The organism is Corallococcus sp. CA047B (assembly GCF_003612065.1).
In the GTDB taxonomy this organism is placed as follows: Bacteria; Myxococcota; Myxococcia; order Myxococcales; family Myxococcaceae; genus Corallococcus; species Corallococcus praedator.
In genome coordinates this window covers 1-15,079 of sequence record NZ_RAWD01000245.1, presented here as the reverse complement: position 1 = coordinate 15,079, position 15,079 = coordinate 1, and the positions used below count along the sequence as shown (strand labels likewise).

Sequence of the window (15,079 nt, the reverse complement as noted above, 5' to 3'; positions counted from 1 at the left end):
CCCACCGCCCGCCCGATGACCACCGCCCCCTCCCGGGGCAGCGGCACCAGCGTGGACGTGTTGCCCTCCAACAACAGCAGGTACAGCCGCTCCGGCGGGGCGGCGCGGGCAGCCCCCCGGCGGGGTTCCTCGGTGTCCATCAGGTCGCGAGACGGCATTCCCTGAAAGAATGCCCAGGCCCTTGAAGCCCGGGCAACCCGGTCGATTGATTTGCGGGTCAGGCCACGCGCGGTCCATGCTCCCCGCCCAGCAAGAGGGAGGCAGGTGCCATGGGCAAGACGCTGCAAGAAGGGGACGCCGTTCCGGACGTCACGTTGATGGGGCCGGGCAACGCGCCGGTGCGGCTGCGCGACCTGCTGGGTGACAAGGCGCTGGTCATCTACTTCTACCCTCGGGATGACTCCCCGGGATGTACCGTCCAGGCGTGCAGCCTGCGCGACCAGTACCAGGACTTCACCGACGCGGGCGCGGACGTGGTGGGCATCAGCAGCGACTCCGCGGAGTCGCATGAGAAGTTCGTCGCCAAGCACCGGCTCCCGTTCCGCCTCTTGAGCGACCCGGATGGCGCGGCGCGCAAGGCCTTCGGGGTGGGCACCAACTTCCTGGGCCTCTTGCCGGGCCGGGTGACCTTCATCGCGGACCGGGCGGGCACCATCCGCTACGCGTTCGACTCGCAGATGCAGGTGAAGAAGCACGTCACCGGCGCGCTGGACGTCGTCCGGTCGCTCACGGGCCAGGGAACCTCCCCCGCCCGTTCCGGGTGACCCACGCGGATGTCGGCCGTTTCCCGGTAGACTGATTCCGGGCGTCCTGGCTTCGGGGGCCGGGACGCCATCCCTCCCTTCGCGTGCACCATGGAACGCGGTCGGGCGGCAGGAGGTCACATCATGCGGTGGCATTGGATGCTGGGGCTCTCATTGTGTGTCGGCGGCTGCGCCAGCCTGACCCGGGACCTGCACGCCGACGGCATGGAGCAGGGAGAGCTGCCCACCGAGGAGACGGTGTACCTGGTGCCGCTGGACGAGGCGATGCTCACCATGCGCCACGTCTTCGAGGAGCAGCGCTACGACGTCTTCGAGCGCGAGGGCCACCACGAGCTGTACACCTCCGCGCACGAGCCCGGCGTGAACCGGCCCGGCAACCGCACCTTCGAGCGCTTCTTCGTGAAGGGCGCGGAGCTGGGCCCGCGCCAGTCCATCATCCGCGTCTTCCGCCTGCGCTACCGCGAGCAGGACACCAACATCGAGCAGAAGCCCAAGTGGCTCAACGAGCGCGTCCAGGAGGAGGAGAAGTACCTGGCCCGGAAGACCTTCGAGCGCTTCTCGTTCGATGGCGTGCCGGACATGGAAGGCTTCACCATGGTGCGCGGCGTCCGCGACCTCAAGCTGGAGCAGCAGCTGCTGTCGAAGCTGGAGATGGTCCCCTCGCTGGAGCTGGTGGGCGGCAAGACGTCCGCGCCGGTGCGCTCCGTGACGGTGGAGGGCTGGGCTGACGACGCGGCCCAGCCGGAGGTGCGCTGCGGTGAGGCGGTGCAGGGCGTGGAGCCGCTGCTCGTCGCCGGGCAGTCGGTGCTGGTCGCGGATCCGCTGGGCACGCGCGAGCTGCCGGAGGCCGCCACGCGGATGCTCTGTGACGCCGCGGAGAAGAAGCTGTCGGTGGCGCTGGCCCTGTCCCTGCCGTCGGAGGATCAGTCCGCGCTGGACGAGTACGTGGCGAGCCCGGGTTCGGGCCCGGACCTGGAGCGCCTGCTGGTGACCAGCTCCTTCTGGCGCCGGGTGTACCAGGACGGCCGCAGCAGCGGCGCCCTGCTGCGCCTCATCGAACAGGCCCGCCGGCTGCGTGCCCACGGCAATGCGGTGACGGTGCTCGCGTTCGACTCCAACGGCGCCTCGGGCAACGCGCGCGAGGAGGAGATGGCGAAGAACCTCATCGCCTACCGTCAGGCGAACCCGGACGTGTGGCTGCTGGCGCTCGCGGGCGACGTGCACGTGCGCACGAAGCCGGTCAGCTGGAACAAGGACTTCGAACCCCTGGGCTCGCGGCTGACCCGGGCCGTCCCCTCCTCCCCCGTGAAGGCGCTGGAGGTGGGCTTCACGCGAGGCTCGCAGTTCTCCTGCCGCTTCAACGTCTGGGAGCAGGTGGAGTGCAACGTGTACGCGCTCAGCCCGTCGGTGGAGGTCCGCCAGGAGCCGGGCACGCCGCGCAAGGTGGCGCTCTTCACCACGCCCAGCGACAAGGGCTTCCACGGCCGGCTCTACGTGGGCGCGCTCAACGCGTCCCCGCCCGTCATCCAGCGGGCTGCCCCGGGGTCGCACCGTCCTGTTGCCCAGCAACAAGAGGACGCGAAGCCGGCGGAGAATCCCTGACGGTCCTCGTCGCGCGCCGGACAGATGGTTTCCTGGCGCAACAGTCGGACGGCATTCACGACCCGAATGCGTAGGCTGGTGCGGATGGGCGGCACGCCTGCCGCTTCCATCCCGCGAGGGGGTCGAGCCATGCGATGGCACTGGACGCTGGGACTCTTGTGCACCGGTTGCGCGGCCCTGTCGCGCGGACTGGATGGGGACCCGGTGGACGCCGAGCCCACCCCCACCGTGGAGAAGATCCTCCGGGTGCCCCTGGACGAGGCGCTGTTCGTCACGCGCCGGCTGCTGGAGGAGCAGCGGCTGGACGTCTTCGAGCACAACGACACGAAGGAGCTGTTCTCCCAGTCCTGGGAGATTGGCGTGAACGTCCGGGGCAACCGCACCTTCGAGCGCTATATGGTGCGCGGCGAGGAGGTGGGCCCGCGCCAGTCCGTCATCCGCATCTTCCGGCTCCAGTACCGTGAGGCGGAGGCGGCCGTGGAGCAGCAGATGCCCGAGCCGGGCAGCGAGAAGACGAACGATCACCGCTACCTCCACGAGCGCGATCCCTTCGCGCGCGAGACCTTCGAGAACGTGCCTTCGCTGGAGGGCTTCAAGCTGCGCCGAGGCATCCGCGACCTGCCCCAGGAGCGCAAGCTGCTGGCCCGGTTGGAGATGGTCCCCTCGCTGGAGCTGGTGGGCGGCAAGGCGTCCATCCCGGTGCGCGACGTGAAGGTGCCCGCCTGGGGCCCGGAGTCCGCGGACGCCCCGCCCCGCTGCGGTGAGGCGGTGCAGGGCGTGGAGCCGCTGCTCGTCGCCGGCCAGACGGTGCTGGTGGCGGATCCGCTCGGCACGCGCGAGCTGCCGGACGCCGCCGCGCGGATGCTCTGTGACGCGACGGCGAGGAAGCTGCCGGTGGCGCTGGCCCTGTCCGTGCCGTCGGTGGATCAGGCCGCGCTGGACGAGTACCTGGCGAGCGCGGGTTCGGGCCCGGACCTGGAGCGCCTGCTGGTGCTCAGTGACTTCTTCCGCCGCGTGGATCAGGACGGCCGCAGCAGCGCGGGCGTCATCCACCTCATCGAGGCCGCTCGACGCCTGAGGACCCAGGGGCACGCCATCTCGCTGGTGGCGTTCGACTCCAACGGCGCTTCGGGCAACGCGCGCGAGGAGGAGATGGCGAAGAACCTCATCGCCTTCCGTCAGGCGAACCCGGACGCGTGGCTGCTGGTGCTCGCGGGCGACGTGCACGTGCGCACCGTCGGGGTGGACTGGGATTCGAAGTTCGAGCCCATGGGCGCCCGGCTGACGAAGGCCCTGCCCTCCTCGCCCGTCAAGGCGCTGGAGGTGGGCTTCACCCGGGGCATCCACTACGCGTGCCGCTTCAACGTCTGGCAGCAGGTGGACTGCGACGTGCACGGCATCAACCCGACGGCGGAGGTGCGCCAGGAGCCCGACACGCCCCGGAAGGTGCTGCTCTTCGCGGGGCCCGGACAGACGGGCTTCCATGGCCGGCTCTACCTGGGACAGCTGAGCGCGTCCCTGCCCGTCCTGCAGCGCGCCGCGCGTGCCCCGGAAGCTCCGGCGGTCATGCACGGCGCGGTGACGGCGCCGGGGACTACGGCTGCGAAGCCTTCGCCGTGGTGAGGGTGCCGCCGCTCACGACCAGGCCGTAGACGGCGTCCACGGCCGACGTCGCCGGGTGGCCGTCCTGGACGATCTCCTCCGCCAGGACCTCCACCTTCCACGTGCCCGCCGCGGGCTGCGCGAGGAAGACGTTCTCCACGGTGTCGACCTTGTTGGACACGCCGCCGGAGGTGGAGACGTTGCCCGCGGTCAGGCCGTTGTTGCCCCAGTACACGACGCCCGAGGGTGACGTGACGCGCAGGGACAGGTCGTTGATGCGCGCCCGGGCCGCGCCCACGGTGCCCATGGGGTCCTTGTAGGCCAGCGTGACGTTGAACTCCGTCTCACCGGAGGCCACGGTGACGTTGTACGTCTTGGTGGCCAGCGGCGTGAGGACGTCCGTCTCGTCGATGATGAACGTCTTCGCGGCGCGGTCGTACAGGCGCTTGAGGTCGGAGGTCCCCCAGCCCTGCTTGTAGCGGTCCAGGTCCGCGTTGGCGCCGCCGGCCAGCCAGTTGTACTTCGCGGCGCCGTTGATCATCAGCGCCTTGGCGGTGGCCATCTGCGGGCGGCTGGTGAAGACGTCCGCCTTGCCGCCCTTGCCGGCCCACACGCCCTGGTGCCACATCTGGAACAGCAGGCCGAAGTGGCCGGCCGTCTGGGGCGTCGCGGAGCTGGTGCCGCTGAACTCCGTGTAGCTGGTGTCGCTGGAGCCGGACGCGCCCCGGACCGAGTCGTAATAGAAGGCCAGGTCCGGCTTGATGCGGCCGTCCGCCGCCGGGCCGATGCTGCCTCCGGCGCTCCACCGGTCGTCCGTGCGCGCCAGCGTGTTGTAGTGCCGCACGCCGCCCACGGAGACGATGTTCTTCGCCCACGCCTGCGGGCGGGAGTTGCGCGTCCCGGAGTTGCTCTGGGACTGGGTGCTCAGGAGCGGGGCCTTGAACAGGTAGTCATCCACCTCCGCGGAGAGGGTGGTGTACGCGGTGCCCAACGTGCTGCCCACGCTGGAGGTCTGGAACACCGCGCGGTAGGGCCCCGCCGGGTTGATGAGCTCCTGGTTCATCGCGAGGCGCGACTTGGTGCCGCCGAACTGGGTGGACTCCGAGTACAGGAAGAAGATGCCCTGCCCGCTCGGGAGCAGCCCCTTGGCCAGCGGGTCGATGCCCTGGGCGAAGTTGTGGCTGTAGCAGCTGGTGCCGTGCAGCGACCCGGACGACGTGCCGGTGCTGTGGATGATGGGCGCCGTGGGCCACTCGCGGTGGGTGGTGCGCAGCTCGGTGTCGAAGATCTCTCCGCGCACGCCCTGCCCCGTCCAGCCCCGGAGCCCCTGGATGTAGTTGGCGCCGCCCGTCTCGCGCACGATGTCCATGTCCGTCTCGCCGGGCCCGCCCCACCGGTCGATGAACTGCACCTCGTTGGCGCGCGCCAGCTGGCCCAGCTGTTCCTGGTTGAGCGTGGCCTCCACGCGCAGGCCGCCCGGCTCCACCAGGTCCACCTTGCCGCCCAGCCGCTGCACCAGCGCCGTCACGCGGGCCTGCCGCGCCGGGCCGCCTTCACCCAGCATGATGGAGTAGCGCTGCGGCGCGAGCGCCTCCGCCCGTCCCAGCAGCGCGTCGCGCAGCACCGGCTCCAGGCGGTATTCCGGGTGGTAGTCCCCCACCCAGCGCACCGAGGGAAGCTGCGCCACGCGAGCGCGGACCTCCGCCTCCATCTCCACGAGGTAGGTGTGGTCCGACAGGAAGCGCAGCACCTTGCCGCCCGCGTTCTCGAGGGTCGCGCGGAACTCCGGCAGCGGCGTGCCGTGGAACTGCACCAGCGACAGGGTGTTGCTCCGGTCCGCCACCAGCGTGTTGCCCAAAAGCGGCGCGGTGCGCGCGAGCGGATCGAACGACGCCTCCTGCAGGCGGATGAGGTACTGCTCCTGCTGCACGCGGCCCAGCAGCTCGGTGCCGCCGCGCGTGTACGCCGAATAGGCCTGCTCCGTGCCGTCCGCCTGACGCTCCTTCCAGACGTGGAGCTGCACACCGGTGTCCGGCACCACGTCCAGCGTGCGCAGGGCGCTCACGGGCCGCGCCGTCTGATGGAACACCCACCCGGAGGGCGTCGCCAACGCGTTGCCGCCCGCCTTCAGCGCCGTGACGACCGCCGCGCCCGGGGACACGGCCGCGCGCGAGGCCGCCGGGGGCGTGCGATCCGCGGCGAGCGCGCCCATGGGAACCGCGAGGGTGCAGCCCAGGACCAGCGCCGTGAACGGCTGCCAGCTACGAGGGGACGTCGAGAACCGCTTCCGCATGTTCTGCATGTCGGCACTCCCTTTAAGGTGAGATAAACCTGTAATACGTATTTAGGCCGTATTTCAAGTCATGCCACTGAGTTGCAACAGGGCGTGCTTTTTGCGCTGCGAGCGTCCTCCTTCAGGTGGGATGAGGTGTGGATGAAATCCAGGAACTCTCATCTTTCAGGAGTGCGAGTCCTACGCCGTGAGCGGAAACATCGGCGTCGGAATGCCCGATAAACTGTGCATATGACTTCCATTTCCAACCGCCCCGTTTCGTCCACCCTGCCCCGCACGCCGGTGGCTCCCGTGGAGCGCCAGGCGCCTCCCGCCGAGTCGCAGGCCCCCGCCGCGCCGCAGGTCGACACCGCGCAGTTGGCCGCCGCCGCGCGCGCCGAGCGTGAGCGCTCCACCTTCACGCCCGCCGCGGCGCTGCGTCCGTCGGGCCGCGCGAGCGTACGGACGGAGGGTGACAACTTCGTGATGGAGGCGCAGGGCCAGGTGGGCAACCGGGGCTCCACGCCGCGCGGCGGGCGGCTGTCGGCGTCGGGTTCGTTCAGCGCGAGCGGCAGCGTGCGCGTGGACGTTCCCCGCCAGGCCGCGACGGACGCGATGCGCGCCGGCCAGCTTCCCAACCCCGCCGCCCCTGAAACGTGGCCGGTGGGCACGCGTGCCCGGGCGGAGGTCTCCGGACAGGCGGGCTTCAACGCGAGCCTCCCGGCGGGTCCGGGCCGGGCGGGCCGGGAGCTGGGACTGGGCGCGTCGTACGACCGCAGCCAGACGCAGCGCTATGAACTGGAGCGCACGTCGCCGGACACCCTGCGCGCCACCGTGACGTCGCAGGGCCGTCAGCGGGACGCGGCCAGCGCCCGGGGCCTGGAAGGCCGGCAGGATCAGCGCCTGGAGCGCACCCAGACGGCGGACTTCAACATCACCCAGCCGGAGGGCCGGGCCGCGTACCAGGACTTCCTGCGCACCGGCCAGCTGCCCTCCCAGAACGGTCCCGGCGTGAGCAACGTGGGCACCACGGATGGCCTGGAGCAGAACCGTTCGGGCCGGGTGATGGGCCGTGAGGTGGCCACCTCCGAGCGCCGGACGAACCTCACGGGCGACGGCGACGGCAACCAGACCGTGCGCCAGACGGACCGCAACGTGGCGGGCAGCACCCAGGCCACCGACCTGCGGCTGAATCCGGACGGCACCGGCCAGGGCGACACGCGGATCAACGACTCGGTGCGCGCGACCACCACGACGCGGCCCGGTCAGCCCGCGGAGACGCACTACGACCTCACGTTCACGGATCCGAACGCCGCGCGCATCGCCCGGGGTGCCTTCTCCGGCGACGACGCGGCGATGAACGATGGCTCCCCGTACTCGGTGCGCCTCAACGAGTCGCAGGCCCGGGAGCTGCTGGGCCGCACCCTGGGGCCGGACATGGCCGGTGGCCAGCGCCCCATGGACCAGGCGTTCCGCGCGCTGTCGCAGCGCGGGCAGGAGACCTTCGCCACGTCGCTGTTCAACGCGACCCAGAGCCCGGACGGCTCGCGCCGGCCCTTCGCCTCGACGCCGGCCCCGACGCCGACTCCCGCGGCCACCCAGCCCCAGTTCGAGCCGGCGCCGAGCATCTCGTAGTCCCCCTGTCCCGGACCGGAAGCGGGGGGCCTTGACGTCACGGGCGTCACGGGCCCCCTGCCCGGCCGAGGCTCGGCAGACTCCGCATGCATGACCTGAACGCGCTGGTCGGCACGCACGACCTGCTCTTCCTCACGCTGGACACGCTGCGGTACGACGTGGCCCGGGAAGCGCTGGAGGGCGGTCGCACGCCCACGCTCGGCGCGCTGCTGCCCGGCGGCCGGTGGGAGGAGCGCCACAGCCCGGCCAGCTTCACCTACGCCGCGCACCAGGCCTTCTTCGCGGGCTTCTTCCCCACCCCCGTCGCGCCCGGCCGGCACCCGCGCCCGTTCGCCCTGCGCTTCGAGGGCAGCGAGACGACGGGCCCGGGCACCTGCGTGCTGGACGCGCCGGACCTCGTCACCGGCCTCGCGGGGCGCGGCTATCACACGGTGTGTATTGGCGGGACGGGGTTCTTCAACCTCCGCAATCCCCTGGGCCGGGTGCTCCCGGGACTCTTCGCCGAGTCTCACTGGGCCCCGGAGCTGGGGGTGACAGACCCCCAATCCACGGAAAATCAGGCATCACTCGCAGTGAAAATCCTGGAGGCGCTGCCTCGGGAGCAGCGGGTGTTCCTGTTCATCAACGTCTCCGCGCTGCACCAGCCCAACCGGCACTACGTGCCCGGGGCGACGGAGGACTCCCGGGAGACGCAGGCGGCGGCCCTGGCGTACGTGGACGGCCAGTTGCCCCGACTGTTCCAGGCGCTGCGGCGGCGGGGGCCGGCGTTCTGCATCGTGTGCTCGGACCATGGGACGGCCTATGGCGAGGACGGCTACTCGGGGCACCGGCTGGGGCACCCGGTGGTGTGGACTGTTCCGTATGGCGAGTTCGTCCTGCCGATAGACTCCGCGCCATGACGCGCCTGGAGTCGATGCTCGAAGGGACGCCCTATGTGGCGTACCTCTACGGCTACCCGCACAAGACGGCCTACCGGCCCTTCACGCCCGCACTTCCGCTGGAGGACGTCTGGGCGAAGGAGCGGCGGGACGCGCTGTTCCTCTACCTGCACGTGCCCTTCTGCGAGATGCGCTGCGGGTTCTGCAACCTCTTCACCGCCGCGGGCCCCAAGGAAGGCGTGGTCCAGGCGTGGCTGTCCGCGCTCAAACGCGAGGCCGGTCGCGTGAAGGAGGCGCTGGGGCCGGCCACGTTCGCGCGCGCCGCCATCGGAGGGGGCACCCCCACCCTGCTGGACGTCGCCGGCCTGGAGACGGTGTTCGACCTGGCGGCGGACCTGGGCGTGGATCCGCGCGCCGTGCCCATGTCCGTGGAGGTGTCGCCGGAGACGGTGGACGCGGGCAAGGTGGCGGTGCTCAAGGCCCGGGGTGTGGACCGGGTGAGCATGGGCGTGCAGAGCTTCCTGGAGTCGGAGGTGGCCGCGGTGGCGCGGCCGCAGAAGACGGCGCAGGTGGAGGCCACGCTGGAGCTGCTCCGGGGCGCGGGCTTCCCCACGCTCAACCTGGACCTCATCTACGGCATCGAGGGCCAGACGCCGGACACCTTCCTGCACTCGCTGAAGGCGGCGCTCCGGTACACGCCGGAGGAGGTCTACCTCTATCCGCTCTATGTGCGGCCCCTCACCTTCCTGGGGAAGAAGTCGCGCGCGTGGGACGACCTGCGCCTGTCGCTGTACCGCACGGGCCGCGACTTCCTGCTCGCGCAGGGCTACACGCAGGTGTCGATGCGGATGTTCCGCGCGAAGCACGCGCCGGCCGCTCGGGGCGCGGTGTACCGCTGCCAGGAGGACGGCATGGTGGGGCTGGGCGTGGGCGCGCGCTCGTACGCGGGTGATGTGCACTATTCGTCCGAGTACGCGGTCGCCTCGCGCGAGGTGCGCGGCATCATCCAGGCGTACAGCGAGCGCGACACCGCGTCCTTCGGAGAGGTGCGCTACGGGTTCGTGCTGGATGAGGCCGAGCAGCGCCACCGGCACCTGGTGCTGTCGCTGCTGGCGGAGGGCGTGTGTCCGGGTGCGTACCGCCAGCGCTTCGGCACGGACGCGCGCGAGGACTTTCCGATGCTCGCGGAGCTGGAGGCGCACGGGCTGGCGCGGGACGTGGACGGCGTGTTCCAGCTCACGGCGGCGGGCGTGGAGCGCTCGGACCTGATTGGCCCCTGGCTGGACTCCGAGGCGGTCCAGAAGCGCAAGCAGGAGTACGCCTGGCGATGAAGCTCACCGTGCTCTACCGGGGCCCGCTGTCCGGCTGCAACTACGGCTGCGAGTACTGTCCCTTCGGCAAGTGGAAGCAGAGCGAGGAGGAGCTGACGAAGGACCGCGCGGACCTGGGGCGGTTCCTCGCGTGGGTGGAGTCGCGCACGCAGGACACGCTGTCCGTCTTCTTCACGCCGTGGGGCGAGGCGCTCATCTGGCCCTGGTATCAGCAGGCCCTGGCGCGGCTGACGCACCTGCCCCACGTAGAGCGCGCGGCGGTGCAGACGAACCTCTCCTGCCGGCTGGACTGGCTCACCGACTGCCGCACCGACAAGCTGGGCATCTGGGCCACGTACCACCCGGAGTGGATGAAGCGCGCGCGCTTCCTGGCGCAGTGCGAACGGCTGAGCGAACACGGCGTGCGTCACAGCGCGGGCATGGTGGGCTTCCGCCGCTTCGCCGACGAGGCGGAGGCGCTGCGCCGCGAGCTGCCGGAAGACACGTACCTGTGGATCAACGCGGTGAAGGACGGCCTGGACGCGTACTCGCCCGAGGACGTGGAGCGCTTCACCCGCATCGATCCGCTCTTCCCGGTGAACAACACCCGCCACCCCAGCCGGGGCAAGGCCTGCCGCGCGGGCGAGTCCGTGCTGTCGGTGGACGGGGATGGCACGGCCTACCGGTGCCACTTCATCAAGGAGCCGCTGGGCAACCTCTACGCGCCGGACTTCGAACAGGCGCTGAAGCCGCGCGCGTGCTCGAAGGACACGTGCGGCTGCCACATCGGCTACGTGCACCTGGACTACCTGGAGTTGGATCGGGTGTTCGGCTCCGGGCTGCTGGAGCGCGTGCCGACCTCCAGGCTGTGGAGCGGCGGAAGTCAGCGCAGCGCTTCGCGGATCTCCCAGCCGTAGACGGACAGGCCGTCGCGCGTGAGGCCGGGGAGCAGGTCCCCGAAGGCGTTGGCTTCCAGCACGCGAGGGCCGTGGAAGAACTCCTCGAACATCAGGTCGATGCCCACGTGGAGGCAGTCGTGCGCGCGCGCCACGGCGCGGCAGCTCTCCAGCGCGGCCTCCCATTCCCGCGCGGGCACCGCCGCGTGGAACTCCTCCAGGTCACCGCGGTAGCCGCCCAGGTGGAGGTTGGTGATGGGGTGGCGGCTCTGACGCACCACCGTGAAGGCGGGCTCGCCGCGCACCGTGAGGATGCGGCAGTCGAACACGTCCCCGCCCAGCCGGGCCTTGGGCAAGGCCTGCTCCACCTGCGAGCCCTCGCGCAGGAGGAAGGACAGCACCGCGTCCACCTCCCCGGCGTCGGAGGTGCGCCGCACCTTGAGGGAGTTGAACCACCCGGTCGCCCCCCGGTGCAGGCTGGTGAGCAGCGAGCCGGCGGAGCCCGCTGAACGTCCCGGCCGGTAGAGGGCGAGGCACGACGCGGACGAGCCACAGGACAGCTTCACGAAGGCTTCGCGCCAGCCCGCCTCGCGCATGCCGTCGCGCAGCGCTTCCGGCGTGGCGATGCCGTCCAGGAACGGCGGCACCGGGATGCCCAGGGCCGCGTACCGGCGCGACGTGATGCGCTTGTCGAACAGCTCCGCGATGGCCGGGGGCTTCGACAGCACACGCCACGTGGGACGCAAGGCGAACCGCTCCGTCAGGTCCCCCAGCACGCGCAGGAGGCCCAGGTGGTGCTGCCGGGGGCACAGGACGCGGCCGTGCTCGGGAGGCAGGGCGTCCACCTGCTCCGGGGTCACGACGTCACAGCCCAGGGTCAGCGCATCCGCGTGGCCGCGCTTCAGGAAGGCGCGCTCGACCTCCGCGTCCTCCCCCGCCGCGTCGATGCGGACGATGCGCTCCGAGTCGGGAAGCTCCAGGAGCACGTCCGGCTCGCGGGCCACGGTCTCCCAGGCCACGACGTGCGCGGGAGGAAGCCCCGCGTGGTGCAGGGCCTCCTGGAAGAGCGTGACGCGCCGGTTCCCGGGATTGCCGATGATCAGGAACGGCGGCGCGGCGGACATGGGCGTGGGAGGGACTACTCGCCCACGGCGACGTAGCGCGAGTCCTCGTCGTAGGGCTCGCGCTGGTTGCCACGAATCACGGACGGGGCGGCGGTGGCCACCCGCTTCTGCCCGGCCTGGGTCAGGAAGTTGTTGGAGACATCCAGCGTCTTGAGGTGCTGGAAGGCCTTCGCGTTCGAGGCCAGCGCCTCCGCGCCCGCGTCGGTCATCGTGCCCATGGACAGATCCAGCTCCTGGAGCTGGGCGACCACCTTCGCTTTGGGCAGCACCGCGCACAGCGCGTCGGTGAACTCCGCGTTGCGCAGGCCCAGCTTGCGCAGGTTCGGCACACCCTCGCCGTCGAGCAGGGGCTGGATGTCCTTCACCCCACCGCCCGCGCCGTAGTTCTCCGAACCGAACCAGATCTCCAGCGACTCCAGCTTCGGCCACCAGGCCTTCACGATGGACTTCACCGCCTTGAGCGGCAGGCCGCCCGTCTCCACGGTGAAGGAGCGCAGCTCCGGCAGGTCGATCTTCCCCAGCTCCACCTCACCGCCTCGCACGCGCAGCTCCCGCAGTTGCGGGAACACGCTGTAGAGGGGCTGGAGGTTGCCCACGTGGGTCCAGGAGATCTCCGTGTCGTCCGGGTACTCGAAGTCACCGATGAACAGGTGGCGCAGCGTCGTGGACGGCTTCGCCTTGCCGAGCACCTTGAGCGTGTCGTGGTACTCGTTCTCACCGTCGAAGCAGGCCATGCCGAGGGTGAGGCTCCGCAGGAACCGCGCGGACGGGTGGGCCAGCAGCAGGCCCAGCAGTTCGGGGATGTCCTCGTTCGAGTCGTAGTCCACCTGACCCAGATGGGCCTCGCGGATGAAGCCCAGGTGCCACTCCAGCTTCAGGGCCTCCCCGGAGATCGCCTCCGTCAGCTCCTCACCGAGCAGCGAGTCCGCGTGCTCCGCGATGTACTTCGCCGCCCGCTTGCGCATCAGCGTGGCGGAGGCGGAGGACGCCTCCAGCGTGTCGTGCTGGAGCTGGATGAGCTCCGCGCGAGGGTCACCCTTGCCCTTGAGCCACTCGGCGTACGCGAGGTAGCCCTTCACATCCTCGGGGGCGGCGAGGATGGCGGCCTCCAGGGCCGGGTCGGACGCGGAGACCGGGGCCGGTGCGTCACCGCCACCTGGGCCCGAGCCCGCGACGAGCGCGTAGCCCTTCTTCTCCTTCTCCTTCACCTGCGCGGCATAGGCGTTCTTCGCCTCGGCCTTGGACTCGAAGTCCTCGACCTTCTCCTGGCCGTCGGTGCCGATGCGGCCCCAGCGCTTGGTGAGCGTGGTGCCCTCCAGGGTGATCTCCCAGAACTTGCTGGAGCTGCCTTCCGTGAACTCGTACCGAGGCATGGCGCGACTCTCTCCCGAGGCGGCGAAGCGAACGCTCCGGACGCTAGAAGAGGCCCCTGACAACCTCAAGCGCCGTCACCCGACGGCGCGGGCACTCAGGGGCGCAGCAGCACCAGCTCCACGCGGCGGTTCATGTCACGTCCGCGGGGAATGAGGTTGGGGGCCTTGGGGCTGCGGTCGCCCATGCCCACGGCCTCGATGCGGGAGGGGGCCACGCCGGCCCGGACGAGCAGGTCGACGACCGCGCGCGCCCGGGCATCGGAGAGGCCCTGGCGGGCGGGCGCGGGCACTTCGCGGCCGTCGGTGTGTCCTTCGACGCGAAGGCGGGCCTTGGGGTCGCGCACGAGCAGATCCACGACCAGGTCCAGGCCCGCGAGCGAGGTCTTGGTGGGCACGGGCTTCATCTCCTCGAAGCCCAGGGGCTGGGGCAGCTCCACGTGGTTCTCGAGCACCTTGGCGGCCTTGGCGGCCTTGGGCGCGGGCACCAGGGCGAAGGCCAGCGAGGCATCGGCGCCGGCGGCCAGCTCTACCTGACGCGTCTGGGCGAGGAAGCCGTCGGCGATGAGGTCCACGGTGTACGCGCCCGCGGAGAGCGGCAGTTCGTGGGGCTTGCTGCGGGGGAGCACCAGCTTCAGGGGCTCGCCCGTGCCGCGCACGAAGGCGGTGGCGGAGGTGGGCTTCTTGGACGTGACCTGGAGGCGCAGGCGGCCCGTGGGCGCCGGCGTGCGCTCCACGGGCGGAGTCACGGAGACGACCGAGGTCTTCACGCCAGCGTCGGGCGTCGCGGGCTGGACGACCTTCACCGGAGCGCCCGCGTCCGGCGGCGGCTTCACGGGCGCGCCCGCGTCCACCGTGGCGGGCTTCACGGCTACGGCGGGCTCGTCCTGCGGAGGCTGGATCATCTCCACGGTGACGGCGTGGGTGAGCTTGAGCTTGAGGCGCGGATCCGGCGCATTGGGGACGACGCGGGGGGACGCCTTCACCGCGACGCGCAGCCCGCGCTGGGTCTGGAAGCCGACGGACGCGGTGATCTTCCAGAGGAAGCCGTTCGACTCGCTGAAGAGGCTCCAGGAGCCGTTGGTGTACGTGACGCGCGACACCAGGGTGTGCTCCCCCGGTTCGACCTTCATCACGGCGAGCCGGTGGATGCCGGGCGCGTTCAGCTCATCGATGGACGGCACCGCGAGCGGTTCGCCGTCCAGGAGGAAGTCGCTCTCCACCAGGCGGTAGCCGTCCTCGGGCTTGAAGCCCTCGAAGAGCAGCTGCACTTCGGCGGGGGACTCGGGGACCATGGCGCGAAGCTGACGCTCCAGCTCCGCGCGCACCTGCTCCTCCCGCGTCGACTCCGCCGCGAGCGCACCCGGGGCAAGAAGTCCCGCGAGGACGAGTGATCCAATCTTGAGGAAGGAGGAATCCACGAGGCGCCATGCAGCATGGCACAAGGTGGCCTCCGGACGATGCAGGGATACATCGCTGTAGAGGGTGCAGGCGGGCGCGACAGGTCTGCAGCTCGCCCTCGGCTTGAGGGCTTCGCCGTGAATTCAACGTTCCATCCTGTCCTGGCGTGGGGGCGGCCGGATGGATCATCCTCGGAGGGCATGGATCCGAGGCCCGTCCCCTCCC

Annotated in this window: 11 protein-coding genes; 7 read left to right on the top strand and 4 right to left on the bottom strand. The window is 70.8% G+C overall.

Annotated elements, in window-relative coordinates; genetic code table 11:
* The first annotated feature begins 269 nt into the window (after positions 1 to 269).
* The 3 genes from D7X74_RS29950 to D7X74_RS29940 all read left to right on the top strand — a co-directional run bounded on the left by D7X74_RS29950 (position 270) and on the right by D7X74_RS29940 (position 3,989).
* Positions 270 to 764 (top strand): peroxiredoxin, encoded by a 495-nt coding sequence (locus D7X74_RS29950; RefSeq protein WP_120536428.1) that lies wholly within the window; start codon positions 270 to 272, stop codon positions 762 to 764.
* A 123-nt stretch (positions 765 to 887) separates the two neighbouring features.
* Positions 888 to 2,366, top strand: a complete 1,479-nt coding sequence (locus D7X74_RS29945; protein ID WP_120536427.1) for a hypothetical protein — start codon at positions 888 to 890, stop codon at positions 2,364 to 2,366.
* A 129-nt stretch (positions 2,367 to 2,495) separates the two neighbouring features.
* Positions 2,496 to 3,989: a hypothetical protein gene (locus D7X74_RS29940; RefSeq protein ID WP_120536426.1), complete on the top strand. Its 1,494-nt coding sequence runs from the start codon at positions 2,496 to 2,498 to the stop codon at positions 3,987 to 3,989.
* Here the strand turns inward: D7X74_RS29940 and D7X74_RS29935 are convergent.
* The gene (locus D7X74_RS29935; protein WP_120536425.1) at positions 3,961 to 6,270 is read right to left on the bottom strand and encodes a S8 family serine peptidase; all 2,310 of its coding nucleotides are present in this window, start codon (positions 6,268 to 6,270) and stop codon (positions 3,961 to 3,963) included. The genes D7X74_RS29940 and D7X74_RS29935 overlap by 29 nt on opposite strands.
* 222 nt (positions 6,271 to 6,492) lie before the next feature.
* On the opposite strand from D7X74_RS29935, the gene D7X74_RS29930 reads away from it, so the two are divergent.
* The 4 genes from D7X74_RS29930 to D7X74_RS29915 all read left to right on the top strand — a co-directional run bounded on the left by D7X74_RS29930 (position 6,493) and on the right by D7X74_RS29915 (position 10,980).
* Positions 6,493 to 7,875, top strand: a complete 1,383-nt coding sequence (locus tag D7X74_RS29930) for a hypothetical protein (RefSeq protein ID WP_120536424.1) — start codon at positions 6,493 to 6,495, stop codon at positions 7,873 to 7,875.
* Positions 7,876 to 7,961: 86 nt separating this feature from the next.
* Complete coding sequence (locus D7X74_RS29925; protein ID WP_120536423.1) at positions 7,962 to 8,774, top strand: STM4013/SEN3800 family hydrolase; 813 nt, start codon at positions 7,962 to 7,964, stop codon at positions 8,772 to 8,774.
* Positions 8,771 to 10,084 (top strand): STM4012 family radical SAM protein, encoded by a 1,314-nt coding sequence (locus D7X74_RS29920; protein WP_120536422.1) that lies wholly within the window; start codon positions 8,771 to 8,773, stop codon positions 10,082 to 10,084. The genes D7X74_RS29925 and D7X74_RS29920 overlap by 4 nt, the downstream gene beginning before the upstream one ends.
* Positions 10,081 to 10,980, top strand: a complete 900-nt coding sequence (locus D7X74_RS29915; RefSeq protein WP_120536421.1) for an STM4011 family radical SAM protein — start codon at positions 10,081 to 10,083, stop codon at positions 10,978 to 10,980. Before D7X74_RS29920 ends, D7X74_RS29915 begins: the two co-directional genes overlap by 4 nt.
* Here D7X74_RS29915 and D7X74_RS29910 read toward each other — a convergent pair.
* The 3 genes from D7X74_RS29910 to D7X74_RS29900 form a co-directional block, all read right to left on the bottom strand.
* The gene (locus D7X74_RS29910) at positions 10,947 to 12,083 is read right to left on the bottom strand and encodes an STM4014 family protein (RefSeq protein ID WP_120536420.1); all 1,137 of its coding nucleotides are present in this window, start codon (positions 12,081 to 12,083) and stop codon (positions 10,947 to 10,949) included. The genes D7X74_RS29915 and D7X74_RS29910 overlap by 34 nt on opposite strands.
* 14 nt (positions 12,084 to 12,097) lie before the next feature.
* Entirely contained in the window at positions 12,098 to 13,456 is a 1,359-nt protein-coding gene (locus D7X74_RS29905) for a WGR domain-containing protein (RefSeq protein ID WP_120536419.1), read from the bottom strand.
* A 95-nt stretch (positions 13,457 to 13,551) separates the two neighbouring features.
* Positions 13,552 to 14,874 (bottom strand): OmpA family protein, encoded by a 1,323-nt coding sequence (locus D7X74_RS29900; protein ID WP_233595856.1) that lies wholly within the window; start codon positions 14,872 to 14,874, stop codon positions 13,552 to 13,554.
* Positions 14,875 to 15,079: the final 205 nt, after the last annotated feature.

Bases quoted from the DNA above. Each gene is read 5' to 3' on its own strand.
- D7X74_RS29950 (WP_120536428.1), top strand. From the start codon at position 270: ATGGGCAAGACGCTGCAAGAAGGGGACGCCGTTCCGGACGTCACGTTG.
- D7X74_RS29945 (WP_120536427.1), top strand. From the start codon at position 888: ATGCGGTGGCATTGGATGCTGGGGCTCTCATTGTGTGTCGGCGGCTGC.
- D7X74_RS29940 (WP_120536426.1), top strand. From the start codon at position 2,496: ATGCGATGGCACTGGACGCTGGGACTCTTGTGCACCGGTTGCGCGGCC.
- D7X74_RS29935 (WP_120536425.1), bottom strand. From the start codon at position 6,270: ATGCAGAACATGCGGAAGCGGTTCTCGACGTCCCCTCGTAGCTGGCAG.
- D7X74_RS29930 (WP_120536424.1), top strand. From the start codon at position 6,493: ATGACTTCCATTTCCAACCGCCCCGTTTCGTCCACCCTGCCCCGCACG.
- D7X74_RS29925 (WP_120536423.1), top strand. From the start codon at position 7,962: ATGCATGACCTGAACGCGCTGGTCGGCACGCACGACCTGCTCTTCCTC.
- D7X74_RS29920 (WP_120536422.1), top strand. From the start codon at position 8,771: ATGACGCGCCTGGAGTCGATGCTCGAAGGGACGCCCTATGTGGCGTAC.
- D7X74_RS29915 (WP_120536421.1), top strand. From the start codon at position 10,081: ATGAAGCTCACCGTGCTCTACCGGGGCCCGCTGTCCGGCTGCAACTAC.
- D7X74_RS29910 (WP_120536420.1), bottom strand. From the start codon at position 12,083: ATGTCCGCCGCGCCGCCGTTCCTGATCATCGGCAATCCCGGGAACCGG.
- D7X74_RS29905 (WP_120536419.1), bottom strand. From the start codon at position 13,456: ATGCCTCGGTACGAGTTCACGGAAGGCAGCTCCAGCAAGTTCTGGGAG.